The sequence below is a fragment of the Aminobacter sp. LjRoot7 genome, assembly GCF_964252895.1.
Taxonomy (GTDB): Bacteria; Pseudomonadota; Alphaproteobacteria; order Rhizobiales; family Rhizobiaceae; genus Aminobacter; species Aminobacter aminovorans_B.
This window is the reverse complement of the sequence record NZ_CAXUPX020000001.1, coordinates 646,620-671,274: the sequence shown is the minus strand read 5'-3', so window position 1 is coordinate 671,274 and position 24,655 is coordinate 646,620. Positions and strand designations below refer to the sequence as shown.

Below are 24,655 nucleotides of genomic sequence, written 5' to 3'. Positions count from 1 at the left end.
CTGTGCCTTCAAGGTTGTCGAGGCCGAGATATGGCACCGCGTAGAGTCGAGCGTCTTGGGCTGGCCAGCACCAGAATTGTACTAAGATGCGCTGTACCGTTTTTCCTGGCCGGCGTGACCTTTCTTGACAATTCCCGGCCAGCCGGGGCAGGATTTCGGGGCTGCGTAGGGCGCATCGGTGAAGGCCGAAAGGGCAATGCCCGCCTACTGTCAGACCAAATCCAACAGTTGCGCCCATGCCGAACCTCGAAAACCTCAAGAAGCAGGCCAAGCAGTATCTGCGCTGGCATCGCGAAGGCTATCATCCTGTTGCAGCCGAGATCAGGGCGGCTTTGCCGCGCTTCCAGCATCTCGACGACAGCACGGTGATGCAGGCCGCCTTCAAGCTTGCCGACGCGCAGGAACTTGTCGCCAGGCAGCAGGGGTTCGAAAGCTGGCAGGCGCTCAAATCAGGAGCCCCAGCAGTGAGCAGTCTAACCAACCAGACCGTGCGTCCCATCCTCAGCTCGACCGCAGCACAGCTGTTCGTTGCCGACGTCATGGCATCGTGCGCGTTCTTCACCGAAAAGCTCGGCTTTGCCGTCGACTTCGTCTATGGCGAGCCGCCATTTTACGGGCAGGTTGTCAGGGACAAGGCGCAGCTTGCGCTCAGGCTGGTGTGCGAGCCGGTATTTGCCGGCGACATCCGCCAACGCGAGCATTTGCTGTCGGCTGGTATCACCGTCGACACGGCTGCCGAGATCAAGCAGCTGTTTCTCGATTTCCAGGCGGCGGGCGTGTCCTTTCACCAGACGCTGCGCAAGGAACCCTGGGGCGCCAGGAATTTCGTCGTGCTCGATCCCGACGGCAATCTGATCCTGTTTGCCGGCCCGGCGGACTAGGCTGGCCGACTGAGCAATCGGCTCCAACTCACGGCAATCTGAACAGCGGATATGCACAAATGCCGCCGCGACATGTATCGTATGGGACCAGCCTCATAGAGTTCTTTACCGCATATGGTTTGACGGTGTCCGCCCGGACGCCAGAACAGGGAGGAACAGGACATGGCTTCAGTTTCGATACATCCGGCACTCGACGGCGGGGTCAAACCCGGCAGTGCTGCCTTCACCGGTGGCACGCTCGTCTGTGCCTGCGCCGACAAACCGGTCAAGGTGGCGATCAAGGGCCAAGTCGCCCACAACCACGCCTGCGGCTGCACCAAATGCTGGAAGCCGGAAGGCGCCAAGTTTTCGGTCGTGGCGGTCACCGCGCATGAGAACGTGACGGTGCTGGAGAATGGCGACAAGCTTGCCGTCGTCGATCCGTCGGCGCTGATCCTGCGCCATGCCTGCAAGGGTTGCGGCGTGCACATGTATGGCCCGGTCGAGCGCGACCATGCCTTCAAGGGCCTCGACTTCATCCATCCCGAGCGCTTCCAGGAAGCGGGCTGGGCCGAGCCGGGCTTCGCCGCCTTCGTCTCGTCGATCATCGAGGCAGGCGTCGACCCGTCCGAAATGGATGGCGTGCGCGGCCGGCTGAGGGAACTCGGGCTCGAACCTTATGACTGCCTGTCGCCCGGCTTGATGGACTACATTGCCACCTGGGTGGCGAAGAAGTCGGGCGTGCTGAAGGCCTGAGCGGCTGCCTTGAGTAACCGAACTAGGGCCGGCGGCGGTCGGTCCTAGCTCCTAAAGCCTATCTCCGGCCTGCATCCAGCCACGGTGACCCGTGTTAGTGTGTGGGCGGGAGAAACGGCGGTAACGCCTGATGCGCCCGCACGCCTCCTCAACTGAGGGAGGTCAGCATGGCATATTATGTTTTCCTGACGAACTTCACGGATCAAGGCGTCAAATCGGTACGGGAGACGACCAAACGGGCCGATGCGTTCAGGGCAATGGCCGACAAGGGTGGCGCCAAGGTTCACACGCTGTTGTGGACACTCGGCAAGCATGACGTGGTCGCCGTGATCGAGGCGCCCGACGACCTGACGGCGACGGCGCTCAGCCTGTCCATTTCCGCGCTCGGCAATGTCAAGACGCAGACGCTCAAGGCGTTCGATACCGCTGACATGAACAAGATCCTGGCCAAGATGGCCTGATTTCCTTGCTCGTCGCGGGGCGGGAGCCTTTCATTCGACCGCTGCCTGCTGCCGCCCCGCTTTAATTCGACGGGTCATAATCGGGGATGTGTCCGAAGCTGTAGCCGCGCTGTTTGAGCCCCTGGATGAGCGCGGTGAGATTGGCCGTGCCGTTGAAGGTGTCCCGGAACATCTCGTCGTGCATCAGCAGGATCAGCTTGTTCGGCCTGACGAAGCGGACCTTGCCGTTGAACATGTGGTCGATCTCGCTGACGAGCCTGGCGACGCTTTGCACCGGTTTGCCGGTGCCGTCATGGACCCATTCGTGATCCCAGCCGTAGAGCCAGAAGCCGGTGGCGGTGACGAACTCGTAGTCGGGCTGCTCGATGCCGATCTCGGTGCGGTCGATCGACAGATCGTTGGTCGAGATGTTGGGCAGGCGAAAGACATTGCGGCCGGGCAGCCGGGCATGGGTTGGCACTTCCAGCCCGAGGACCGCATTGGCCCGCACCATGTCGGCGACGACGCCTTCGGTGTCCGCGTAGAACTTGCGGTACCGGTTGAAAGCGTGGCTGTAGCTGTGGTTGCCGACTGTGACCAGCGGCATGCTCCTGGCGTGGGCAACCAGCGCCTTGCTTTCCGGGCTGGATCTGGCGTGCAGACCGACCATGAACATGGCGGCGGGCACGTTTTCCGCCTGCAACACGTCGAGGATGTTGGCGGTGCCGTCGAGCGGGCCGTCGTCGAAGGTGAGGTAGATTGTGCGGTCCGCCGCCAGCGCCGGCCAGCACGCCAGGACAAAAGCGGCCAGGAACCAGAGGACGGTTACTCCTGAGGCGCCATACCTTTTGCCTTTTGCCATCAGCATCGTTGCGCTGTTCCCCCTCCCAACTCTCCTGGCGCTATCGGTAGCCTGTCATGACCGGCCGTGCAAAGGGCGGGGTCTGGACTTACTGAATTCAGCGGTGCGCTTGGCCGGCTGTGTGCTAGATGTCGCGGCAACTTTGCCGGGGCCGGACATTGAACCATCAGGGCATGAAGCAGCAGCCTGACATCGCCGATTTCATCGTGGCGAACATGCGTGTGTTGGCAGTGCCGTCGGTTCCCGAAATCAGGCTCTACACCGCGCATCCGGCCAGCGGGCTGTGGCGGCTCGCGCCCGATGACGCCGACGACGATGCGCCGCCGCCCTATTGGGCCTACCAATGGGCCGGCGGGCTGGTGTTGGCGCGGCATTTCCTTAACAGGCCCGAGACGGTGAGGGGACGGCGCGTGCTCGACCTTGGCGCCGGCTCGGGTCTGGTCGCCATCGCCGCTGGTATGGCGGGCGCGCGCGCCGTGCTCGCGGCCGAGGTCGACCCCAACGGCGTGGCCGCCATCGGGCTCAATGCGGCGCTGAACGGTGTCGACATCGTTGCCATCGGCGGCGATGTGACTGGCGGCCCGGTGCCTGAGGTGGACATTGTTGCCGTCGGCGACCTGTTCTACGACGCCGAACTCGGCGGGCGGGTGACCGCCTTCCTCGACCGCTGTGTTGCCAAAGGCATCGAAGTGCTCGTCGGCGATCCCGGCCGCGCGCACCTGCCGCATGCACGGCTTCGACTTATCGCCGAACATGCGGTGGCGGATGTCGGCACCGGCCATGCCGCAACGACAAAGCCAAGTGCCGTGTTTTCCTTCGCCTGATGGCTCAACTTATCTGACAGTGCTCGGTCATTTGCCAAAGCTCCTGAGCATGCGGACGGTCAGGACCGTGGTCAGCAGCGAAAGCGGGAACTGGGCGACGCCGGTGATCTCGAAGAACAGATCCTTGGGCATTTCGTAGGGCGGGGTCGGGAAGATGGCGTGGAAGGCCGCTTCGCCGAAGCCGAAATAGACGACGTTCTTGAAGACGTGGTTATAGCCGCCTTCGACATAGCCGACCAGCACGATGGGGACGACGAAGACGACGGCTGCTGCCGCCCAGGTGAGCAGGCGCGCCGAGCGTGCGGTATTGGCGACCCAGCCGGCATAGAGCAGCACGGCGATGACGATGGCCGCAGGCACAACGAAAAGCAGGACGTGCAGGCGCCAGGGCGTGCCGAAGGCCATGGCGCCATAGGCGTGATGCAGCGAGGTCAGCGCGAGCAGCAACAAGGCGCTGGTGGCGACGCGCAGGTGAGTGTTGACCGAGAGCGCCGGCGTCGAAGGGGCTGTTGTCATGGAAAGGTCTCCTGTTGACGGAAGGCGCTTCGGCTATCACGATACCGAACACGGTGTTCGGAAGTTGCCGAACAGCAGGCGGGTCTAAGTCCGGAAACGGACTGGCGGCCGGGAACGTCCGGAAAAATCGGAGACGGCAATGGGGATCGATCGGCGGGTGGCGCGGACGCGCACGGCGCTCTACGACGCGCTGGTGGCGCTGATCCGCGCCAAGGACTATGCGGCGATCACGGTCGAGGACATTCTCGCCGAGGCCAATGTCGGGCGGTCGACCTTCTATGCGCATTTCACCTCCAAGGACGACCTGCTGCAACGCAGCCTGGAGCGGCTGCGCGACCTGCTCGTTGGGGTCCAGCAAGGGAGCGGACACGGCGCCGACGGCTCAAACTGGGATCCGGCGCGGGCGCTGTTCGAGCATGTCGGCGAATATGCCGACGTGCAGGCGGCACTGGCCGGTGGCCATGGTGGTGCGGTGCTGCGCGAGGCGGTGGACAAGGTGCTGGCTGATGTCCTGCGCCAGGCGATGGGTGTCGGGCCTGCCGGTGGGCTGCCGCGCGAACTGGTGATCCAGCATATGGTGGCGACCTTCAACACGACTTTGCGTTGGTGGTTCGAGCACCGGCCGGCGATGACGCCTGCCGAGGCCGATGCGCTGTTCAGGCAGTTGCTGCTGCGCGGATTGCCTAGGGATGCGGTGGCGCCATTCATCGCCGCAGCAGATTAGGGTTCGGCCGCTGGGGACGCCGCGGCGCCGTCACTTTCCAGTGCTTGACTCCTTCTCCATTGTGGGAATATTTCTCATATATGGAAAGTTCAGGTGAAGACGGAATCGACCGGCGTATCGCCCAGCGGCTGCGGTCGCTGAGGGCCGAGCGTGGCTGGTCGCTTGACGAACTGGCCAAGCGCAGCGCTGTCAGCCGGGCGACGCTGTCGCGGCTGGAGAACGCCGAGGTCAGCCCGACGGCGAGCGTGCTCGGCAAGTTGTGCGCCGCCTATGGGCTGACCATGTCGCGGCTGATGCACATGGTCGAGGGCGAGTTTGCGCCGCTGGTGCGCCGCGACGCGCAGGCGGTGTGGTCCGATCCGGAGGTCGGTTTTCGCCGCCGTGCGATCTCGCCGCCGGCGCAGACGCTGGCCGGCGAGGCGCTGGAATGCGAGCTCGATGCGGATGTTCAGATCACCTATGACGCGCCACCCAGGCCGGGGCTCGAGCATCATCTGGTGCTGGTCGAAGGACAGCTCACGGTGACGGTCGACGGCCGGAGCCATGAGCTCAGGCCAGGCGATTGCCTGCGCTACCAGCTGTTCGGCCCGAGTGCGTTTGCCACGCCGGCGGAGGCGGGTGCCAGGTATTTTCTTTTTGTCGTGTGAGGTTTCATGAGCGTAGCCGTTTCGACCTTCTCAGCCGAAGACATCTCGGACCATCTCGGCGAGCTCGGCGCGCTGCTGCATGCCTGCGTGCATGACGGGGCGAGCATCGGCTTCGTGCTGCCATACGCCCAAAGCGAGGCCGAGGCGTTCTGGCGCGACAAGGTTTTGCCGGGCGTGCGCACGGGATCGCGGACAATGCTGGTGGCGCGCAAGGACGGGCGGATCGCCGGCACGGTGCAGCTCGGCTGCGATACCATGCCCAACCAGCCGCACCGTGCCGACGTCAACAAGCTGATGGTGCATCCAGACTTCCGCCGCCAGGGCATCGCGCAATTGCTGATGCGGGAGCTGGAGGCAAAGGCACACGAGCTGGGGCGCAGCCTGCTGACGCTCGACACGCGCACCGGCGACAGCGCCGAGCCGCTCTACACCGCACTCGGCTACCAGACGGTGGGCGTGATCCCGGCCTATGCCCGTGATCCCTTCGGCAGCAACCGGCTCGACGCGACGACGATCATGTACAAGCTGCTCTAGCTCAAAACAGCATCCATGCCCCTGTGACGATCAGCACGGCACCGGCCGCTCGTGACAGCAAACGGCCGGGAACGACGAGCTTTTCCAGCAGGATGAAGGCGGCGATGGCGGCGACCCAGAGCAGGTTCATGATGCCGACGACGAACAGGATCGCCATCAGCGCCCAGCAGCAGCCGATGCAGTAGATGCCGTGCTCGGCGCCCAGGTTCATGGCGCCGAGCGGGTTCGGGCGGAAGCCGCCGTGGCGCATGATGAACTGCAGCGGGCTCTGGCAGGCGGACAGGCAGACGTCCTTGAGTGGCGTGCACTGGTAGACGCCCGCGGCGATGAGCACGATGCCGCCGAGCCTGGTGCCGATGCCAGTCATCGGCGTCAGCAACAGGGCGCGTTCGACCGCCCATTGCGCCGCGGTGGCGAGCATGGAGAAAGCCGTCCAGGCGAGCAGGTAGCCACTGGCGAACCATGCCGTTGCAGCGAAGGGCTTGCCGCGTGAGCCTGCCTGGCGCGCGACGCCAGCATAGATGAGCAGCATCGGTGCCACCGACGGCAGCATCATGCCGACCATCATGATTGCCCACATGGCAAACATGAAGGCGAAATCGCCGACGCTCCAGCCGTTGAGGGCAGGGGCGAGCGTGGCGCCCATGTCCATGGCGGGCATGTCCATTTTGGGCATATCCATGCTTGGCATGGACATCCCAGGCATTTCAGCGCCTGCGGGCGGCGGCGCCCCCATGTTCGCGGCAAGCCAGATCACATAGGCCCAGGCGAGTGCGGCAACGGCAACGATGGCGCCAAGGACGACGGCCCGGTCCCGCCTCAGTATCAGTTCGAGGCGGGAGGTGCTCATTGGGTCGGACGGACGACCCCGCTTTCGGTCATGTGCATCCGGGCGAAATGCGCATGGGAATCGTTGAGGTCGAGTTCGAGCGCGCCAGATGTCTTGACCCAGCCACGTCCGACTTCGGCGACGGTGTATTCGAAGCCGTTGGGAAGGTTGATGCGGGCGCGATGAGTCTCTGATGTGACCGGGTTCAGGATCGGTTCTCCGCGAGCGTCCATGACGCCGGGAATGTTCACGCGGGCGGTGCGGCCCTCGATGTCGACCTGAATGTCGATCTTGGCGAAGACGGGGTCGTGGACCTTCTCGAAGGTTGTCGAAAAGACCTGGAAGAAGGTCGCGCCCGGCTCGGTGTCCTCACCACTCATGATGCGGAGCAGCGCTTCCCGTTGCTCGGGCGTTGCCCGTTCGTCGACGATCGCGACAACTTGGCCGTGGCCGTGATGGATCGCGCCGGGCCAGGCGACGATCATGGCAATGCGCAAGCCATCGAGCTTGGTGGTGCCGTGGTGACCCTGCTCGATATCGATCGCGCCGATGGCACGGCAGTGGCCTTGGGTGGGGAGCGCATTGAACTGGCACGGGCAGCCATAGGCGCAGTTGCAGTGCAGGAATTCACGTCCCTTGAGTGTCCATTTGACGGCCGGCATCTTCACCTCCTTGCGTTTGCAAGCTCGGCAAGTCGTTTGCGGGTTCATTCCGTTGGCCGGATAACAGGCACAGCGGAACGTTCGGCACCGTCCCCAGAAGACCTGCACTGTAGCAGAAAATGGCGGTCTTCATAACCGGCCAAAGGTGCGTCTACTGCCTTGGCAATTTCCTGGTGCCCGGCTCCCGATGGCAGCTTGTGTCAGTTTTTGCGGTGCACCGGATTGACGGCGGACGGATAAAGTTTTACGACTGACGAAATTAGAAATTCGTCAGTCGTCAAATCGAGTGGCCTGGAACATGAACGACGTAGCTGAAAGCCCAGTGGATCTGGCGCGACAGGAGACTGTCGGGCGCATTCTCGATTCCGCCGAGCGGCTGTTTAGGCACTATGGCTACACCAAGACCAATGTCGCCGACATCGCCCGCGACCTTGGCATGTCGCCGGCCAATATCTACCGCTTCTTCGCCTCCAAGGTGGAAATCCACCAGGCGATCTGTGGCCGCATGCTCGGCGCCGTCTACCAGATGGCTTGCCAGATCCTGCGCGCCGAAGGCAGCGCCACCGAGCGCCTGCGCAGCTTCATTTTTGCCCAGCACAACCTGACCGTCGAGACCATGCTCGACCAGGAAAAGGTGCATGAGATGGTCGTCGTTGCGCTGGAACGCGACTGGCACGTCATCGAAAAGCATATCGACCGGCTGCACGACCTCATCGCCGAGGTGATCCGCGAGGGCATCGCGGCGGGTGAGTTCGTCGACCAGGATCCGCAGATCGCCGCGCGCTGTTTTGGCGCTGCGACAGCTACGCTGTGCCACCCGCAGATGGTGTCGCAGTGCGTCAACAAGCCCAATCGGGCGACGTTCGAGGAACTTACTGATTTCGCCCTCAGGGCGCTGAAGAAATAGCCGGGGCCCACGGGCCGACATCCAGATCAATAGACAACCAGGAGTGCGAACGATGATTTCGTTCAAGACCTTCAATGCGAACCTGCGTCCTCTTGCCAGCCTGGCTCTGGTGTCGCTGCTTGGCGTTGGCCTTTCCGCCTGCTCCGAAGCCAAGACCGAGACGGTCGAAGCGGTCCGCCCGGTCAAAGTGGTCGAGATCGCCAGCATGGGCACGACCCGCGAGCTCGACTATTCGGGTTCGGTGAAGGCGCGCACTGAGATGAATCTCGGCTTTCGCGTCGCCGGCAAGATCACCGAACGGGTAGTCAATATCGGCGACAAGGTGAAGACAGGCGACCTGCTCGCTCGCATCGACGCAACCGATTACCAGCTGGGAGTCAGCACCGCGGAAGCCAACCTGCATGCGGCGGAAAAGCAGGTCGAGACAGCCAAGCTTGCCGACGAACGCGCGGCCCAGCTTTATGCCAAGAAGTTCGCCTCCGAAGCGCAACGCGAGCAGGCGGCACTTGCCTACAGGCAGGCCTCGTCGCAGCGTGATGCTGCGGCCTCGTCGCTGAAGCAGGCGCGGAACCAGGTCGGCTATGCCGAGCTGCGCGCCGACCAGAACGGCATCGTCACATCAGTCAGCGCCGATACCGGCCAGGTGGTTGGAGCCGGTACGCCTGTCGTTGCGGTCGCCGTCGACGGCGACAAGGAAGTGCAGATCGCCGTGCCCGAACTCGAGATCGCCCAGTTCCAGCCGGGCAAGCCGGTCAAGGTCAGCTTCTGGTCCGACGCCGGGCTGGTGCTAGACGGCAAGGTGCGCGAGGTCGCCGGCAGTGCTGATCCGCAGTCCAGGACGTTTTCGGTGCGTGTCAGCCTGCCCGACAATGGTCGCGTGCTGCTTGGCATGAGCGCGACCATCGAGGCGTCGGTTGAGAACGGCAAGTCGTTCGTGGCGATCCCGCTCAGCGCGCTGGCCAAGCAGGGCGACAAGGACATCGTCTGGGTGGTCAACGGCGAACAGGTCCATGCCCGCGACATCAAGGTGGCGAGCTTTGCCGACGCCGGTGTCCAGGTCGCCGATGGCTTGAAGCCGGGCGACCTCGTGGTGGCGGCCGGAACGCAGTTCATGGCCGAGAACCTGAGGGTCAAGGTGCCGACGCCAGAGCAGCGCGCGGCCGCCAACGAAGCCACCGCGGCCATTCGCTAAGACAGCATGAGGCGGCGGCCAAGGGCCGCCGCGAACGCCAATCACATTTGAACCTGCGCATCTGCTGTGCCGGATACCGGACGCGTGCGCCTTATCGGAACCACGGCCATGGACAATTCCAGCCAGGACAAGCAGCCCTTCAACCTGTCGCGTTGGGCGATCGGGCATCCCAGCATCGCGCGCTTCCTGTTCGGGCTGATCATCATCACCGGCGCGCTCGGCCTGATGCGCATGGGCCAGAGCGAGGACCCGGACTTCACCTTCCGCGTCATGGTGGTGCAGGCGGTGTGGCCGGGCGCCTCGATCGAGGAGATGCAGGACCAGGTCGTCAACAAGATCGAGCGCAAGCTGCAGGAAACGCCGCATCTCGACTGGGTGAAGTCCTACACGCGCGCCGGCAGCGCCATCATCACCGTGCAGGTCAAGGGCGATACCGACACGGCGCAAGTGAAGGACGCCTTCTACCAGGTGCGCAAGAAGGTCGGCGACATTTCGAGCGAGCTGCCGCAAGGCCTGCTCGGGCCCTATTTCAACGACGAATTCGGCGACACCTTCATCACGCTGCATTCGATATCGGGCGTGGGCTACAGCTATCCCGAGCTCAAGGCGCTGGCGATCAAGGCGCGCGACATGCTGTTGACGACTCCCGGCGTCGAAAAGGCCGTCATCCTCGGCGACCAGCCGCAGCGTATCTATATCGACGTCTCGTCCAAGGCGCTGGCCGAACGCGGCCTGACGCTGAACGACGTGCGCAACACCATTGCCGGCCAGAACAACATCGACCCGGCGGGTGCGGTCGACACCGGCACACATTCGGTGCGCATCTCGGTCGAGGGCGACCTGTCCAAGACGGCCGACATCCGCGAGTTGCGCCTGCGCGCTGGCAACCAGGTCACCCGTCTTGGCGACATCGCCACGGTGACGACGGGTCTGGAAGACCCCTACCAGCGCAAGTTCCGCTACAACGGCCAGGACAGCGTCCAGGTCGGCGTGGTGATGGCCAAGGGCTTCAAGGTCACCGACGTCGGCAAGGCCGTCGACGAGACCTACAAGCGTTTCGAGGAATCGCTGCCTTACGGCGTGTCGGTCGACCAGATCTCCAACCAGCCGGAAGTGGTGACGGAAGCCATCGGCGAGTTCATGACGGCGCTGGTCGAGGCGCTGCTGATCGTGCTTGTCGTGTCGTTTTTGTCGATCGGCTGGCGCTCGGGCCTGGTCATCGCCATCACCATCCCGCTGGTGTTGGCCGCAACCTTTGCCGTGATGTACCAGCTCGGCATCGACCTGCAGCGTATCTCGCTCGGCGCGCTGATCATCGCGCTCGGGCTGCTCGTCGACGATGCGATGATCGTCGTCGAGATGATGGAGCGAAAGCTCGAGGAGGGGCTGGTCAAGGTCGAGGCGGCGTCCTTCGCCTATTCCTCGACGGCGTTTCCGATGCTGACCGGCACGCTGATTACCACGGCGGGCTTCATCCCCGTCGGCTTCGCCGAATCCACGGCGGGTGAGTATGTGCGCTCGCTGTTCTATGTCGTCGGCATCGCGCTGGTCATCTCGTGGTTCGTGGCCGTCTATTTCACGCCATGGCTCGGCAACATGATCTTGAAGCAGCGCAAGCATGCCGGCAGCCATCACGATGCCTTCGACACCAACTTCTACCGCCGCCTGCGCGCGACGGTGAGCTGGGCGGTGCGTCACCGCATCATCGTACTCGTCATGACGCTGGTGACTTTCTTCGGCTCGCTGTTTGCCTTCCAGTTCATACCGCAGAACTTCTTCCCGCAATCGTCGCGGCCGGAAATCCTCGTCGACCTGTGGCTGCCCGAGGGCACCAGCATCAAGGAGGTCGAAAAGCAGGCCGAGGCGCTGGAAGCCAAGATGATGGGCGATCCCGACAAGAAGTTCATCGCCACCTATGTCGGCGAGGGCGCGCCGCGCTTCTTCCTGCCGCTCGACCAGCAGCTGCGCAACCCGAACTATGCCCAGCTGCTGATCATGGCCAATGACGAGCCGGCGCGCGAAAGGCTGATCACCAAGCTGCGCAGCATCCTGGCAGAGGATTTCCCATCGGTCCGCGGCAAGGTCGACCGCCTGTTCCTCGGGCCGCCGACCGGCTGGCCGGTGCAGCTGCGCGTCATGGGTCCCGACCGGGCCGAAGTGCGCCGCATCGCCGACGAGGTGAAGGCCAAGTTCGCGGCGACCCCGGAGCTCGGCGCCATCCATGACGACTGGCTGGAACAGGTGCCTGGTATGAAGCTGGTGGTCGACCAGGACCGGGCGAGGGCGCTTGGCGTGTCGTCGCAGCGCATCCGCCAGATGCTGCAGGCAACCATGCAGGGCGCCCCGCTCGACAACTTCCGTGACGGCGAGGAGACGGTGTCGATCGTCGCTCGCGAGCCGGAGGCCAACCGTCACATGCTGACGGCGGTCAATTCAGTCTACATCCCGACCGACTTCGGCGGTTTCGTGCCGCTGTCGCAGGTCGCCAAGGTTGTGCCCGTGATGGAGCAGGGCATCGAATGGCGCCGCGACCGCCTGCCGACGATCACGGTCCGGGCAACGCTGCCCGACGGCATCCAGCCTAACGACGTGGCGATGAAGCTCTATGCCGACCTCAAGCCGCTGCGCGATGGTCTGGCGCCCGGCTACAAGGTCGAGATCCAGGGCGGGGCCGAGGACGCGGCCGAAAGCCAGGCCTCGATCGCCGCCAAGGCGCCGGTCATGCTGTTGGTCATCGTGCTTCTGCTGATGGTGCAGCTGCAGCACTTCGGCAAGTCGATGCTGGTGCTGGCGACCGGTCCGCTCGGCATCATCGGTGCGGCGGCAGCACTGCTGATCTCGGGCGCGCCCTTCGGCTTCGTCGCCATCCTCGGCGTCATCGCGCTGCTCGGCATCATCATCCGCAACTCGATCATCCTCGTCGACCAGATCGACCAGGACATCGCGGCGGGCATGGAGCGCTATGAAGCGATCGTGGGGGCTGCAGTGCGGCGTTTCCGGCCGATCGTCTTGACGGCGATGACGGCGGTGCTGGCGCTGATCCCGATCTCGCGCGGCGTGTTCTGGGGCCCGCTGGCCTATGCGATGATGGGCGGCATCCTGGTGGCCACCGTGCTGACCATCCTGGTGCTGCCGGCCGGCTATGCGCTCTTCTTTGGCCGTGAGCCGAAGAAGAAGCCGGCCGAACCGGTGGCGGAGAAGGGCGATGACACCGCCACGGTGATTCAGCACCCGGCGCTGGCGGCGGAATAGTTGCGCGCCAAGCGCTGAGCTTTCAACCGGCTCCTGCCACAAGCAGGGGCCGGTTTTCGTTTGGGCAGGCCGCGGCTAGACCCGCGGCGCCTGCTGGTCGATGCCGTTCTGGTGCAGCGTCAGGCCGGTGGCATGGCCGTCGGCGTCGACATGGAAGCTGAGCTGGGCGTTGACGACCTTGAGGAAGAACTGGCTGTCGTTCTCGGCAAAGATCTCGTGGCGGCCCTGGCCGGTGGCCTGGGCGAAAAGGCTTGCGCCGTCGCGCGAAATCGCGATCTCGAACTCCGGGGCCAGCCTGTAGGTGCCGACATAGCGGTCATAAATCGCCGGATCGAGGGTGACGGCGATGCGTTCCCTTGGCGGCTCGGCCAGCGGGTTGCTGCTGTCGAGCAGGTGGCGGCCGATGTCGTCGACGCCAATCTCGGTCGAAGTGTTGGAAAGGGCAACGATACCGGCGCCCCTGGCCGGCATGAAACCGAGATAGGAGCGATAGCCGCCGGTGCCGCCATTGTGCCAGACGATCTGGTCGTCGCCTTGGCCCGAGATGACCCAGCCGAGGCCGGTCTCGTCGTCTCCCGCACCGGCCGGGCGGCGGATCGAAAGCGTGGTGGCTAGAGCGTCGCGGAGCGGCGAGGCGCGCTGGTCGACCAGCATCTCGACGAAGTTCACCATGTCGTCGGCGGTCGACAAAAGCGCTCCGGCTCCGGCGAGCGTCGGCAGGTCCCAGTTCAGCACCGGCATCAGCTCGGCATCGTGGCCGTTGGCGAGGCGCGACTTCATGTAGACGGCCGGGGTGTCGGCGGTGGAGCGCATGTTGAGCGGCGAAAGGATGCGCTCGCGCACCAGCGCGCCGTAGCTCAACCCGGCGCGGCGCGACAGCGCATGGCCGAGCAGGCCCATGCCGAGATTGGAGTATTCGTACTGGCTGCCGATGTCGCGCGGCAGCTCGTAGGCCGACAGGAACGCGTACATCTGCTCGACGCTGTAGTCGGCATAGGGGTTGTCGTCGTCGGCCGGCGCCATGTTTTCGGGCAGGCGCGGCAGGCCGGAGGTGTGGGTGGCGAGATCGGTCAGGGTGATCTCGCGGCCGTCGCGCGTCGGCATGTGGACGGTGGCAGGCAGGTGCATGGCGACCGGGTCGTCGAGCCCGACCTCGCCGCGCCCGGCCATCTCGGCGAGCAGGAGCGTGGTGAACACCTTGGTGATCGAGCCGATCTCGAAGCCGGTGTCCGCGTCGACCGGACGGGCGTAGTAGGCGCCGAAATTGCCATGCGAGACGATGACGCGGCCTCCGGGGCCGAAGGTGCCGACCACGATGCCGACGCTCTGGCGCTGCACGTCGATGCGCTCGACGAGGATGCGCTTGATCTCGGCCGGGGATGGAAAGTGCGAGCTGGAGGAAACTGCCGCAGCAGAAAATGTCATCTCGGACGTGCCCTCATGTCAGACTGGATGATGGCTGATATGCGGCGGACATTGCACTAGCATGGCGCGATGAAGCGCGGTTTTGCCTTCTCCCCTTGTGGGAGAAGGTGGATCGGCGCGTAGCGCCGAGACGGATGAGGGGTGTTGGAAGGAATGAGAGGGTGGAGAAGCAAGCGCCCTTGTCGGAAGCGCCGCACTTCGTCCAGCACCCCTCATCCGCCCCTTCGGGGCACCTTCTCCCACAAGGGGAGAAGGCGAAGTCACTTCCCGGCGAGGGCAATATCTCCCGGCGTCAGGCCGACGAGCTCGCGGTAGCGGTCAGGGTCGGTGGCGCCTTCGGTGATGACGAGCAGGACGCGCGAGTTGGCGTCGAGGCCGATGGCCGCGCGCATGTCGGCATCGCGGGCGGCGACGAGCAGGCCGGCGAGGCCGGCGCCGCCGCTTTCGCCCGCGACAACCACCGGGTCATGGCCGAAGGGGCGGGCGAGCAGGTTCATGACTTCGACGGCGGTGTCGTCCTCGACGGTCATGAAGGCGTCGGCGACGCGCGACAGCACGCGCCAGGCGACCTGCGACGGCTCGTAGCATTCGAGCATCGCCATGACTGTCGGTTCGCCATGGGCGAGCTTGACCAGCTTGCCTTGCCGCGCGGTCTCGAAGATGCAGGCGGCGCGGGCCGGATCGACGACGATGAAGGTCGGACGCGCCTCGCCGAAGCGACTGGCGAGATAGCCCGAGGCGGCAGCGGCGATGCCGCCGACGCCGGACTGGATGAAGACATGGGTCGGAGGCTGCGGCAGCTTTTCGAGCGCCTCGCGGAAGATCGCCGTGTAGCCCTGCATGACGAGCCCCGGGATGCGCTCGTAGCCGGGCCAGGAGGTGTCGGAGACGACGGTCCAGCCATTGGCCTCGCAGACGCGGGCGGCTTCAGTGACCGAGTCGTCATAGGTGCCGGCGACGCGCTCCATCACGGCGCCGTAGCGGGCGATCGCCGCGACGCGTGCGTCGCTGACCCCGGCATGGACGAAGATCACCGAGCGGGCGCCGACCAGCTGCGCCCCTTGCGCGACCGAGCGGCCGTGATTGCCGTCGGTGGCGCAGCCGAAGGTCATGGCGGCGGAGATTTTTGCCACTTCGGGGCTATGCAGCTCGTCGATGGCGACCGGGCGGCCGAGTTTTTGCTCCGCCGCCTCGAGCACGAGACGGATAACGGCGTAGGCGCCGCCGAGGGCCTTGAAGCTGCCGAGGCCAAGGCGATAACCCTCGTCCTTGAGGTGAATGGCACCGATATCGAGCTCCTGGGCGAGCGCCGGCAACGAGCGTAGCGGCGTCGGGCGATGGTTGGGCCGATGCGACAGGAAGCGTTCGACGGTTTCGGCGGCTTCGACACCAAGCGTTTCGGCATCGACCGCTTCGAGCGGCTGCAGGTAGTCGGCGTGCTGGTTGCGGATAAGCATGGGACGATTTCTCCTCGATCGGCGCATTTATATTGCAGCGTTGGCGAGAAATGCGCTCTTATCCGGCCAGGTTTGTGCAATTTTGTATCGCGGGGACGATGTCTTGAGGAATGCCGGCAAAGCTGTCGATCTCGACGAGTTCGACCTGAAGATCCTCGACATCCTGCAGCGCGACAACGCCACGCCGCAGCGCGAGATCGGCGAGGCGGTGCACCTGTCGGCGCCGGCGGTGCAGCGGCGCATCAAGCGCATGGAGGAGGGCGGCGTCATTGCCGCCAATGTCGCTGTCGTCGACCCCGACAAGGTCGGTCGGCCGATCACCATCATCGTCGAGATTTCGATCGAGAGCGAGCAGATCGGCCTGCTCGACGCCACCAAGGCAAGTTTCGGCGCGGCACCCGAGGTGCAGCAATGTTACTACGTGACAGGCGAGGCGGATTTCGTGCTGGTGGTGACGGTGGCCAGCATGACCGAATACGAGGCGCTGACCCGGCGGCTGTTCTTCGCCAATCCCAACATCAAGAAGTTCCGCACTCTGGTGGCGATGGACCGGGTCAAGGCCGGGCTGACGGTGCCACTGGGGGGTGATATCAAGGCCGGCTTGATTTGAAGCCGAAGGCCTGGCGGGCAAAAAAAGGCCCGCCGAAGCGGGCCTGTGAGGTGCTGGGGATCAGCACAGAAAGCTGTCTGGAGCGATCTCGGAATCAGTTCGAATTGGTGTTCGAATTGCTCGACGAGCTGGTGCTGGTCGAGGTGCTCGTCGAGGAACTGGTGCCGGTATTGCTCTGGGAATCGCTGTCGGTGGTGCAGCTGCCGTTGGAACAGCTTCTCGAGCGTGAACTGGACTTGCTGGTCGACTTCGAGGTGGTGACCGACCGGCTGCCGATCAGGATGAAATCGCCGCTGCGAGACAGCGCTGCCGGGTCGCCTGGCGCTGTTGCCACAGGTGCCGCTTCGGCGGCCGAGAGAGCCATGCCGGGGATGCCTGCTGTGAAGGCAAATGTGCCGAGACTTGCCATGGCAGGTGCTCCTTTCCCGCCTGCCGCCCGAACTGGGCGGCGATCGGGGCATTTGAACACGGCTTAGCCGGCCACGTGAATTCGCACTTTGGAGCTACTGCTCCAGGGCTAGTGGCGGCCGGCGAGTTGCGGATCTGAGGCCGTGTCGAGGTTGAGCGTGACCTCGCAAGGCGCGCAGAAGACGGCGCCCGGCATGTGGTCGCTCTCGGTCAGCGCAAAGCGGACGGCCGCTTCCTTGTCGGCGAAGATGCCGCCGACAAGGCCCAGCTCGTCGCTGACGACCCAGCGCCCTTGCGGGTCGCGTCCGACCATGAAGCGGTGGGCGTGCAGTGCCGGGTGGATGTCGCGAGCCAGAGTGCCCATGATGGTTTGCCTTTCCTGAAGGTGGAGCGGTGCTGCCGCTTCCCGAGGTTCGTTGCATTTCATGATGTGATGCCCGCGCCATATGAATTCGATTGGCGGCGAGGGACGAAGACATTCAGATCTCATAAACGCCGGGTGTTCGAGGCCGCCCGGGCGGCCACCGGCACGGGACGGAGCGCGCGCGATGGCCGCGCCGGCGTGTCGAGCACCGACAAATTGTCGCTAATGGCGGAGGCGGTGTTCGGCTCGACCTCGACCAGCGGCAGCCGGACGTCCGACGACATCTTGCCCATCAGGTGAAGGGCGTGCTTGACCGGACCAGGGTTGGTTTCGAGTTCGAGCGCGACGATGAGCGGGCGCAGGCGGTTGTGAATCTGGCGCGCCGCGTGCGGATCGCTGTTGCGGCAGGCGTCGTGCATGGCGACGCAAAGGCGAGGGGCGACGTTGGAAACGACAGAGATGGTGCCGCTGCCGCCCATTGTATTGAAGCCGAAGGCGGTGGCGTCGTGGCCGGACAGCCAGGTGAAGCGGTCGCCGAACCTTTGGGCGAACGCCATCGGGCGCGACAGGTCGTCGGTCGCATCCTTGAAGCCAACGATGCTGGGGATCGCGGCCAGCTGCTCGATGGTGGCGGGTGCCAGGTCGACGCCGGTGCGGGACGGGACGTTGTAGACGATGATGGGGATGTTGACCTTGGCCGCGATCGTTTCGAAATGCCTGACGATGCCTGTCTGGCTCGGCTTGTTGTAGTAGGGCGCGACGATCAGCGCGGCATCGGCGCCGAAATCGCGCGCGGCCGCGGTGAAGGCAACAGTCGATTCCGTGCTGTTGGTGCCGGTGCCGGCAATGACCGGCACGCGCCCGTTCGCTACCGCCACCGTCTTGCGGATCACCATGATGCGCTCATGCCAGGACAGGGTCGGGGCCTCGCCCGTGGTGCCGCAGGTAACGAGACCGTTGATGCCTTCCGCGATCTGCCATTCGACGAGTGCTGCGAGGCTTCTCAGATCGACTTCGCCGTCCCTGAACGGGGTCGGTAGTGCTGACATGGCGCCGAAAAGGCGACCGCGAAGCTGGTCATTGGTCGTGGCGGTGGTGTTCATGGCTGGAAGATCCATCATGCTGGTGGGAAAGGGTGCGGCGGCGAGCCGGAGCCGGCTGCTGGAAGCTTGCCAGCAGCGACGCGAGGACTGCGGCTGCGAGGTCGGCGTGTTCGGCCGTGCAGGTGCGGCTGCCGCCGGCGGTGGCGTGGCGCATGCAGCACTGCCAATGTCCGGCCCGGCTGCTGATATTTTCGACCGATCTCGACGGCCTGGCGCTGGCGGCAAGCAACAGCACGGCGTCGAGCAGCGCGTCGGCTTCCATCAGCGCCCTGAACTTGCGGCGCCGCGTGGCGTCGAAGTCGTCGAAGCCGAAAAGTTCGGCGGCTGCCCAGACGTGGTGCTCGCGCAGGATCCTGATGTCGGCGACGCGGTCGGCCAGGGCTGCGATGTTTTCCTGATGCATGGGAGAACAGATAGTCCTCCGGCGCGTGTGAATTCGAGAGAGGGAAGCGGGCTGATTTATAGGAATCGCATAGGGACTGACCGCGTGTTGCGGCGGCGCGGAAACGCATCGAAAGGGCAGGTCGGTGCGAAACGAAGTTGCGTCGGCGGGCGTCAATGAGAGCGCAATTCTCGCCGTCCAAGGGCTAGAAACGGCTGAGCTATCTGCCGCCAGCCTGCATGGGAAAACGATGATCCTCTATTACCAGACCCATTCGCCCTTCGCCCGCAAGGCGCTGGTGTTCGCCCATGAGGCCGGCATCGCCGAGCGGCTGGAGGTAATTCACCACGAGACCAGCCCGACGCTGCGCAATGCGCGGGTCTACGCCGAGAACCCGTTGGGCAAGGTGCCGGTGCTGTTGCGCGACGGCGGCGAGCCGATCTTCGATTCCGACGTCATCTGCGCCTATCTCGACACGCTGCATGGTGGCGCGAAGCTGATCCCGGACGCGGGCGAGGCACGATGGCGGGCGCTGCGGCTGCAGGCAGTGGCGCAAGGGCTGGCGCAGGTGGGCATCGGCCTGCGTTGGGAGACGGAGCGGCGGCCAGAGCATCTGCGCTATCAGGCGCTTGCCGAGGGCTACAGCGACAAGATCGAGGCGAGCTATGACTGGCTCGATGCAGCGATCGATGCAGACGCGCCGCTTAATGTCGGGCACATCGCGGTGGCGACGGCGCTTTCGTGGATGGCGTTTCGCGATCTGCCGTCGTTTCGCGGGCGGGCGCGGCTGACGGCATGGTTCGACGCGTTCGAGCAGCGTCCTTCGATGTTGGCGACGCCTTTGTCGGGCGAGACGCACGATCGGTAGGTCGCCGCGCGCCCGGAGGCGCGCAGCGTGATTCAGGACAGTCAGGCCGGCTTGACCGGTGCGTTCATCGCCCAGGCGACGCCGAAGGGATCGCGCAGCTGGCCCCAGCGGTCGCCCCAGAACATGACGTCGAGCGGAACGACGACCTCGCAGCCGGCATCGACGGCGCGCTTCCACCAGGCATCGACGTCGTCGCCGAGGATGAGCTGCATGGTGTAGCCCTGCGCCTTTTCGTGGGCATGGCCGTGTTCGGGATAAGCATCGGCCAACATCATCGACGAGCCGTTGATGTAGAGATGGACATGCATGGTCCGACCCTTTTCGTCAGGCGGATAAGCGAAGACCTGCTCGGCGCCGAAGGCGCGCTTGTAGAACTCGGCCGCCTTGAAGGCGCCGTCGACCTGCAGGTAGGCGATCAGGCCGCCAAGGACCTTCGGGGCGGGGTATGCTTGAGCTTCCGACATCAGTTGTCTCCGTTCCTCGCTTGAGCCAATCGCCGCTTGTCGCGGCGCATTTCGGGGCATCGTAGCCGCCGTCGGCCGATGCCTCGCTCCTAGGACGAGTGGAGCCGGCCACATCCGACATGGTCGGCGAGAATTTTTTCGGCCGGAGCCGAAGCAGGCTGGAGGGGGGAAGCTCTCCTGCCGGCAACAGTATCGACCGGGATCACGCAACCAATTGCGAACGGGTGCCGACCACGTCGCGTATGTGCAGTGCCAATTCTGCCGAAAGCCGCGTCGGGCCTGCATGTGGCTGATAGAGATTTATCCAGAAGCTTGGCAAGGGCGGCAGCCCATGCCGCTCGCCCAGAATTTCAAAGCCTGGCGGTATGGTCGAGGCCAGCAGCGGTGCTACCGCAATATCGGCATCGAGTGTCGCCAGGATGGGGTCGAAATTGGCGTCTTCGCAGACCCAGCGCCAGACGCGTCCATGGTCTGCCAGTGCCTTGAGCGCGAAGGGTCGCAGGAAGCAGGTTTCGTCATCCGTCGATATGGGCAGGGGATCGCGTTCGAAGGCCTGGCCACCTTTGGCGCCGACCCAGACCAGCGGGTCGGACAGCAAGGTCTCGCCGTTGTGGCCGCATTTTTTCTCGACCGCGAAGGTCAGGTCGACCTCGCCGCCATCGAGCTTTTCAAGCAGGCGCTGGCTTGTGTCGCAAATGAGCGATACCCGCACGCGCGGCCAAGCCTGGTCGAATTGCTTGAGGATGGGGGCGCCGAAGCAGCGGACGAAATCGGAAGGTATGCCGAGGCGGATTTCGCCCTCGAATTCGGCTTCGTTCATCGCCGACCAGACCTCGTCATTGTTGCGGACAAGGCGGCGCGCCTGGACGACAAGGCGCTGGCCCGTCGGCGTCAGTTTCAGGCCCTTGCGGTCGCGTTCGAAGAGTGCGCAGCCGAAAAGGTCTTCGAGCCGCTTCACCTGCTGGCTTACGGCTGCCTGTGTGAGGTTGAGCACCTTGGCCGAACTGGTCATCCCGCCGGTGTCTACCACGGCCAGGAATGCCCTCAGCAATGCGATATCGATGTTATTTGGCATAAGGACCTCTTATCGAGGTCATAATATACATTCGTTTCCATTATGCCAGTCGGGTCGTTAGCCTGTTCCTAATCTTGGAGAACGGCCATGACGAGCGTGATCGAAAATCAAGGTAAGACTGCACATCGCGGCAGGCTCGCCCGCGCCATGCTGGCATCAGTCAGTTCGGCGGCGTCGGCCATACGCGAATGGCGTGCCGCGCGGAGACTGTCGCGCCTCGACGATGCCGCATTGAAGGATCTCTGCATCTCGCGCGGCAATATCGAGTGGCTGGTGCGGCATAAGACGGAGGGGCAGCAATAAGGGCCGTGCTAGCGATCGTTCTTTGTCGCAGTCAGTGCAGTTGCGCTTTGCTCACTTCCCCGGCCGTCCTGACTTGCCCGGCTTCTTTCTGGCGCGGGCGGCTTCGGCGGGGTCCTCGTAGGAGCCAGCACCGATCTTGGCGCGCTTGACTGGCTTGACGCCTTCGACCGGCTTTTCGGTGCGGCGGACGGTCATCTCGTCGAGGTTGTTCTTCTTGAACAGCGAATTGCCGTCTTCCGGAACGCCGTAGTCCGAACCATGGGCCTCGGCAGCCGACTGCTTCTTGAACAGCGAGCGCGACACGGCACCTGCGGGCGTCGTCATGTCGGTGCCCGGGCCCATACTGTCGATGTCGGGCTTGGCGAACAGCGACTTGCCGGCGGGAACGGCGCCGTCGGCGCCCATTTCGTCGAGCTTCGGCTTGCGGAACAGGTTCGTCCGGGCAGCCTTGGCCGCCTCCTCGGCGGCGCGCGCCTCGTCGAGCTTGCGGAAACGTTCCTGCTCCTCGACCGTGCGATGCTTGGCCACGCCCTTGTTGTGCTTGCCCTTTTCGCGGCCGGATGCGGGGCTTTGAGCCTCCATGTCCCGCGCCAGCGGATCGTCGGAGATGGCGAGTTCCATCTCGCGCAGGCGCTTGATCTCGTCGCGGATGCGGGCCGCCTTCTCGAAGTCGAGATCGGTGGCGGCGTTGCGCATCTGCTTGTCGAGCGCTTCGAGATGGGCCTTGAGGTTGTTACCCATCATCGCACCGGCTTCGTCGGTGAACTGCGAGATGTCGGCGCGGACGTGGTCCTTCTCGTAGACCGAATCGAGGATGTCGGAGATACGCGACTTCACGCTTTCAGGCGTGATGCCGTTGGCCTCGTTCCACAGCATCTGCTTTTCGCGGCGGCGCGTGGTCTCGGCCATCGCCCGCTCCATCGAGCCGGTGATCTGGTCGGCGTAGAGGATCACTTTTCCGTCGACGTTACGCGCCGCGCGGCCGATGGTCTGGATCAGCGAGGTCTCTGAGCGCAGGAAACCTTCCTTGTCGGCGTCGAGGATGGCGACGAAACCGCATTCCGGAATATCGAGGCCTTCGCGCAGAAGGTTGATGCCGACCAGCACGTCGAAGGCGCCGAGGCGCAGGTCGCGCAGGATCTCGATGCGCTCCAGCGTGTCGATGTCGGAGTGCATGTAGCGGACGCGGACACCGTTTTCGTGCAGATATTCGGTCAGGTCCTCGGCCATGCGCTTGGTCAGCACGGTGACCAGCGTGCGGTAGCCGGCCTTGGTCGTCTCACGGATTTCACCGACGACGTCGTCGACCTGGTTCTTGGCCGGACGCACCTCGACCGGCGGGTCGATCAGGCCGGTCGGGCGGATGACCTGCTCGGCGAATACGCCGCCGGCTTCTTCCATTTCCCAATTGCCGGGGGTGGCTGACACCGCGACCGAAAGCGGTCGCATGGCGTCCCATTCCTCAAAGCGCAGCGGACGGTTGTCCATGCAGGACGGCAGGCGGAAGCCGTATTCGGCCAGTGTCGCCTTGCGTCGGAAGTCGCCCCGGTACATGCCGCCGATCTGCGGCACGGTGACGTGGCTTTCGTCGATGAAGACCAGCGCATTGTCGGGGATGTATTCGAACAAAGTCGGCGGCGGATCGCCGGGGCGGCGACCGGTGAGATAGCGCGAATAGTTCTCGATGCCGGCGCAGGAGCCGGTGGCTTCCAGCATCTCCAGGTCGAAGCGGGTGCGCTGTTCCAGGCGCTGGGCTTCAAGCAGACGGCCAGCCTTTTCAAGCTCTTGCAGGCGGTGCTGCAGCTCTTCCTTGATCGACTTGATGGCCTGATTCAAGGTTGGGCGCGGCGTCACATAGTGCGAGTTGGCGTAGATTTTCACGCTTTTGAGGTCGCCGGTCTTCTGGCCGGTGAGCGGATCGAACTCGGTGATCGAGTCGATCTCGTCGCCGAACAGCGAGATGCGCCAGGCCGAATCTTCCAAGTGGGCCGGGAAGATTTCGATGGTGTCGCCGCGGACGCGGAAAGAGCCGCGGACGAAGTTGATGTCCTGGCGCTTGTATTGCTGGGCAACGAGGTCGGCGAGCAACTGGCGCTGGTCGAGCCGGTCGCCGACCGCCATCTGGAAGGTCATCGCCGTGTAGGTCTCGACCGAGCCGATACCGTAGATGCACGAGACCGAGGCGACGATGATGACGTCGTCGCGTTCGAGCAGCGAGCGCGTCGCCGAGTGGCGCATGCGATCGATCTGCTCGTTGATGGTCGATTCCTTCTCGATATAGGTGTCGGTGCGCGGGACGTAGGCCTCGGGCTGGAAGTAGTCGTAGTACGAGACGAAATACTCGACCGCGTTGTCGGGGAAGAACTTCTTGAACTCGCTGTAGAGCTGGGCGGCCAGCGTCTTGTTGGGGGCGAGGATCAGTGCGGGGCGTTGCGTCTGCTCGATCACCTTGGCCATGGTGAAGGTCTTGCCGGAGCCGGTAACGCCGAGCAGCACCTGGGTGCGTTCGGCCGAACTGACGCCTTCGACGAGGTCCTTGATGGCGGTGGGCTGGTCTCCGGCCGGCTCGAACTCCGACTGCATGACGATCTGGATGCCGCCCTCTGACTTGTCAGGCCGGGCAGGGCGATGGGGAACCCAGATTTCACCGTTCTTGTGCAGCGGGTTGCCGCTCTCGATCAGCGCCGAAAGGGCAGCCACGGTGGCGGTGACGCCGGAATTGGACAGCGATGCAGCGTCTTCGAGCGAAATGTCGAGGCCGGCGACCGGGTTGAGGCCGGCGGCAGCGCGATCCTTGGCCGAGGCAGCGCCACCCATCGAGGTGCCGCGCGACGAACGCGTCGGCGCCGAGCTTTTTTCCGGGATTTTCTTCGGCTTGGGCTGCGGCTTCTCCGCCTCCCTGGCGATCTCGTCGGCCCAGTCGGCGATCGAACCTGACAGCGGCGCGCCAGTGAATTCGGCCTGCGGTGCCTCGCCGAAGCCGGGGCGATGCAACGGCTCGGAGGCATCAAGGAAGTCGGTCACGCCATTGCCGCCGCGCTTGCGCTGTGCGGCACGGTTGTCGCTTCCCGAGGCGGGCGATTTCTTGTCAGGAGATTTGGCCATGGGCGAAATATGGGCGGTCTCGGCAAAAATGGAAAGGGTGCGGATGCCGGAAAGCCGGCACCCGCATGGAGGGGCAATTCGGCTCC

Annotated in this window: 26 protein-coding genes; 14 read left to right on the top strand and 12 right to left on the bottom strand. The window is 64.4% G+C overall.

Going from position 1 to position 24,655, the window contains the following annotated elements; all coding sequences use genetic code 11:
• The first annotated feature begins 236 nt into the window (after positions 1-236).
• From ACSQ3E_RS03230 to ACSQ3E_RS03220, 3 genes are all read left to right on the top strand, one after another.
• Entirely contained in the window at positions 237-881 is a 645-nt protein-coding gene (locus tag ACSQ3E_RS03230) for a VOC family protein (RefSeq protein ID WP_436121598.1), read from the top strand.
• A 162-nt stretch (positions 882-1,043) separates the two neighbouring features.
• On the top strand, positions 1,044-1,616 hold the full coding sequence (gene gfa / locus ACSQ3E_RS03225) for an S-(hydroxymethyl)glutathione synthase (protein WP_436121597.1): 573 nt from the start codon (positions 1,044-1,046) through the stop codon (positions 1,614-1,616).
• Positions 1,617-1,783: 167 nt separating this feature from the next.
• Complete coding sequence (locus ACSQ3E_RS03220) at positions 1,784-2,077, top strand: GYD domain-containing protein (RefSeq protein WP_310316277.1); 294 nt, start codon at positions 1,784-1,786, stop codon at positions 2,075-2,077.
• 61 nt (positions 2,078-2,138) lie between these two features.
• On the opposite strand, the gene ACSQ3E_RS03215 is transcribed toward ACSQ3E_RS03220, so the two are convergent.
• On the bottom strand, positions 2,139-2,918 hold the full coding sequence (locus ACSQ3E_RS03215; protein WP_436121596.1) for a polysaccharide deacetylase family protein: 780 nt from the start codon (positions 2,916-2,918) through the stop codon (positions 2,139-2,141).
• Positions 2,919-3,091: 173 nt separating this feature from the next.
• Between ACSQ3E_RS03215 and ACSQ3E_RS03210 the strand changes: the two genes are divergently transcribed.
• Positions 3,092-3,742, top strand: a complete 651-nt coding sequence (locus ACSQ3E_RS03210; RefSeq protein WP_436121595.1) for a class I SAM-dependent methyltransferase — start codon at positions 3,092-3,094, stop codon at positions 3,740-3,742.
• A gap of 27 nt (positions 3,743-3,769) precedes the next feature.
• Here ACSQ3E_RS03210 and ACSQ3E_RS03205 read toward each other — a convergent pair whose 3' ends face one another.
• Positions 3,770-4,258 carry a hypothetical protein gene (locus tag ACSQ3E_RS03205; RefSeq protein ID WP_436121594.1) on the bottom strand — a complete coding sequence of 163 codons (489 nt, stop codon included), beginning with the start codon at positions 4,256-4,258 and terminating at the stop codon, positions 3,770-3,772.
• A gap of 139 nt (positions 4,259-4,397) precedes the next feature.
• Between ACSQ3E_RS03205 and ACSQ3E_RS03200 the strand changes: the two genes are divergently transcribed.
• The 3 genes from ACSQ3E_RS03200 (at position 4,398) to ACSQ3E_RS03190 (ending at position 6,163) form a co-directional block, all read left to right on the top strand.
• Positions 4,398-4,982, top strand: coding sequence for a TetR/AcrR family transcriptional regulator (locus ACSQ3E_RS03200; RefSeq protein WP_436121593.1), 585 nt, complete (start codon positions 4,398-4,400; stop codon positions 4,980-4,982).
• A gap of 80 nt (positions 4,983-5,062) precedes the next feature.
• Entirely contained in the window at positions 5,063-5,629 is a 567-nt protein-coding gene (locus tag ACSQ3E_RS03195) for a helix-turn-helix domain-containing protein (protein ID WP_436121592.1), read from the top strand.
• A 6-nt stretch (positions 5,630-5,635) separates the two neighbouring features.
• A complete protein-coding gene (locus tag ACSQ3E_RS03190; RefSeq protein ID WP_436121591.1) occupies positions 5,636-6,163 on the top strand; it encodes an N-acetyltransferase family protein in 528 nt (175 codons plus the stop codon).
• A gap of 1 nt (position 6,164) precedes the next feature.
• Here the strand turns inward: ACSQ3E_RS03190 and ACSQ3E_RS03185 are convergent, their stop codons facing one another.
• Together ACSQ3E_RS03185 and ACSQ3E_RS03180 are read right to left on the bottom strand one after the other, a co-directional pair.
• The gene (locus tag ACSQ3E_RS03185) at positions 6,165-7,013 is read right to left on the bottom strand and encodes a DUF2182 domain-containing protein (protein WP_436121590.1); all 849 of its coding nucleotides are present in this window, start codon (positions 7,011-7,013) and stop codon (positions 6,165-6,167) included.
• The gene (locus ACSQ3E_RS03180; protein WP_436121589.1) at positions 7,010-7,654 is read right to left on the bottom strand and encodes a DUF1326 domain-containing protein; all 645 of its coding nucleotides are present in this window, start codon (positions 7,652-7,654) and stop codon (positions 7,010-7,012) included. The genes ACSQ3E_RS03185 and ACSQ3E_RS03180 overlap by 4 nt, the downstream gene beginning before the upstream one ends.
• A 298-nt stretch (positions 7,655-7,952) precedes the next feature.
• Between ACSQ3E_RS03180 and ACSQ3E_RS03175 the strand changes: the two genes are divergently transcribed.
• The 3 genes from ACSQ3E_RS03175 to ACSQ3E_RS03165 all read left to right on the top strand — a co-directional run bounded on the left by ACSQ3E_RS03175 (position 7,953) and on the right by ACSQ3E_RS03165 (position 13,005).
• Positions 7,953-8,561: a TetR family transcriptional regulator gene (locus ACSQ3E_RS03175; protein WP_436121588.1), complete on the top strand. Its 609-nt coding sequence runs from the start codon at positions 7,953-7,955 to the stop codon at positions 8,559-8,561.
• Between the two features lie 52 nt (positions 8,562-8,613).
• Entirely contained in the window at positions 8,614-9,753 is a 1,140-nt protein-coding gene (locus ACSQ3E_RS03170) for an efflux RND transporter periplasmic adaptor subunit (RefSeq protein WP_436121587.1), read from the top strand.
• Positions 9,754-9,861: 108 nt separating this feature from the next.
• Positions 9,862-13,005, top strand: a complete 3,144-nt coding sequence (locus ACSQ3E_RS03165; RefSeq protein WP_436121586.1) for an efflux RND transporter permease subunit — start codon at positions 9,862-9,864, stop codon at positions 13,003-13,005.
• Positions 13,006-13,080: 75 nt separating this feature from the next.
• Here the strand turns inward: ACSQ3E_RS03165 and ACSQ3E_RS03160 are convergent, their stop codons facing one another.
• Positions 13,081-14,430: a serine hydrolase gene (locus tag ACSQ3E_RS03160; RefSeq protein WP_436121585.1), complete on the bottom strand. Its 1,350-nt coding sequence runs from the start codon at positions 14,428-14,430 to the stop codon at positions 13,081-13,083.
• A 260-nt stretch (positions 14,431-14,690) separates the two neighbouring features.
• On the bottom strand, positions 14,691-15,887 hold the full coding sequence (locus tag ACSQ3E_RS03155) for a diaminopropionate ammonia-lyase (protein ID WP_436121584.1): 1,197 nt from the start codon (positions 15,885-15,887) through the stop codon (positions 14,691-14,693).
• A gap of 103 nt (positions 15,888-15,990) precedes the next feature.
• Between ACSQ3E_RS03155 and ACSQ3E_RS03150 the strand changes: the two genes are divergently transcribed.
• Positions 15,991-16,497 (top strand): Lrp/AsnC family transcriptional regulator, encoded by a 507-nt coding sequence (locus ACSQ3E_RS03150; protein WP_436121583.1) that lies wholly within the window; start codon positions 15,991-15,993, stop codon positions 16,495-16,497.
• Positions 16,494-16,973, top strand: coding sequence for a hypothetical protein (locus tag ACSQ3E_RS03145; protein WP_436121582.1), 480 nt, complete (start codon positions 16,494-16,496; stop codon positions 16,971-16,973). Before ACSQ3E_RS03150 ends, ACSQ3E_RS03145 begins: the two co-directional genes overlap by 4 nt.
• Positions 16,974-17,014: 41 nt before the next feature.
• Here ACSQ3E_RS03145 and ACSQ3E_RS03140 read toward each other — a convergent pair whose 3' ends face one another.
• The 3 genes from ACSQ3E_RS03140 to ACSQ3E_RS03130 form a co-directional block, all read right to left on the bottom strand.
• The gene (locus ACSQ3E_RS03140; protein ID WP_436121581.1) at positions 17,015-17,269 is read right to left on the bottom strand and encodes a hypothetical protein; all 255 of its coding nucleotides are present in this window, start codon (positions 17,267-17,269) and stop codon (positions 17,015-17,017) included.
• 122 nt (positions 17,270-17,391) lie between these two features.
• Entirely contained in the window at positions 17,392-18,372 is a 981-nt protein-coding gene (gene dapA, locus ACSQ3E_RS03135) for a 4-hydroxy-tetrahydrodipicolinate synthase (protein ID WP_436121580.1), read from the bottom strand.
• Positions 18,347-18,775: a hypothetical protein gene (locus ACSQ3E_RS03130; RefSeq protein ID WP_436121579.1), complete on the bottom strand. Its 429-nt coding sequence runs from the start codon at positions 18,773-18,775 to the stop codon at positions 18,347-18,349. Before ACSQ3E_RS03130 ends, dapA begins: the two co-directional genes overlap by 26 nt.
• A gap of 229 nt (positions 18,776-19,004) precedes the next feature.
• On the opposite strand from ACSQ3E_RS03130, the gene ACSQ3E_RS03125 reads away from it, so the two are divergent.
• On the top strand, positions 19,005-19,622 hold the full coding sequence (locus ACSQ3E_RS03125) for a glutathione S-transferase family protein (RefSeq protein ID WP_310316328.1): 618 nt from the start codon (positions 19,005-19,007) through the stop codon (positions 19,620-19,622).
• Positions 19,623-19,663: 41 nt separating this feature from the next.
• Here ACSQ3E_RS03125 and ACSQ3E_RS03120 read toward each other — a convergent pair whose 3' ends face one another.
• Both ACSQ3E_RS03120 and ACSQ3E_RS03115 read right to left on the bottom strand, forming a co-directional pair.
• Positions 19,664-20,086, bottom strand: a complete 423-nt coding sequence (locus tag ACSQ3E_RS03120; protein WP_436121578.1) for a VOC family protein — start codon at positions 20,084-20,086, stop codon at positions 19,664-19,666.
• Between the two features lie 202 nt (positions 20,087-20,288).
• A complete protein-coding gene (locus ACSQ3E_RS03115; protein ID WP_310316332.1) occupies positions 20,289-21,161 on the bottom strand; it encodes a LysR family transcriptional regulator in 873 nt (290 codons plus the stop codon).
• An 87-nt stretch (positions 21,162-21,248) separates the two neighbouring features.
• Here ACSQ3E_RS03115 and ACSQ3E_RS03110 point away from each other — a divergent pair, with 87 nt between their 5' ends.
• Complete coding sequence (locus ACSQ3E_RS03110; protein ID WP_436121577.1) at positions 21,249-21,464, top strand: DUF1127 domain-containing protein; 216 nt, start codon at positions 21,249-21,251, stop codon at positions 21,462-21,464.
• Between the two features lie 51 nt (positions 21,465-21,515).
• Here the strand turns inward: ACSQ3E_RS03110 and uvrB are convergent, their stop codons facing one another.
• Complete coding sequence (gene uvrB / locus ACSQ3E_RS03105) at positions 21,516-24,569, bottom strand: excinuclease ABC subunit UvrB (protein WP_436121576.1); 3,054 nt, start codon at positions 24,567-24,569, stop codon at positions 21,516-21,518.
• Between the last annotated feature and the right edge of the window lie 86 nt (positions 24,570-24,655).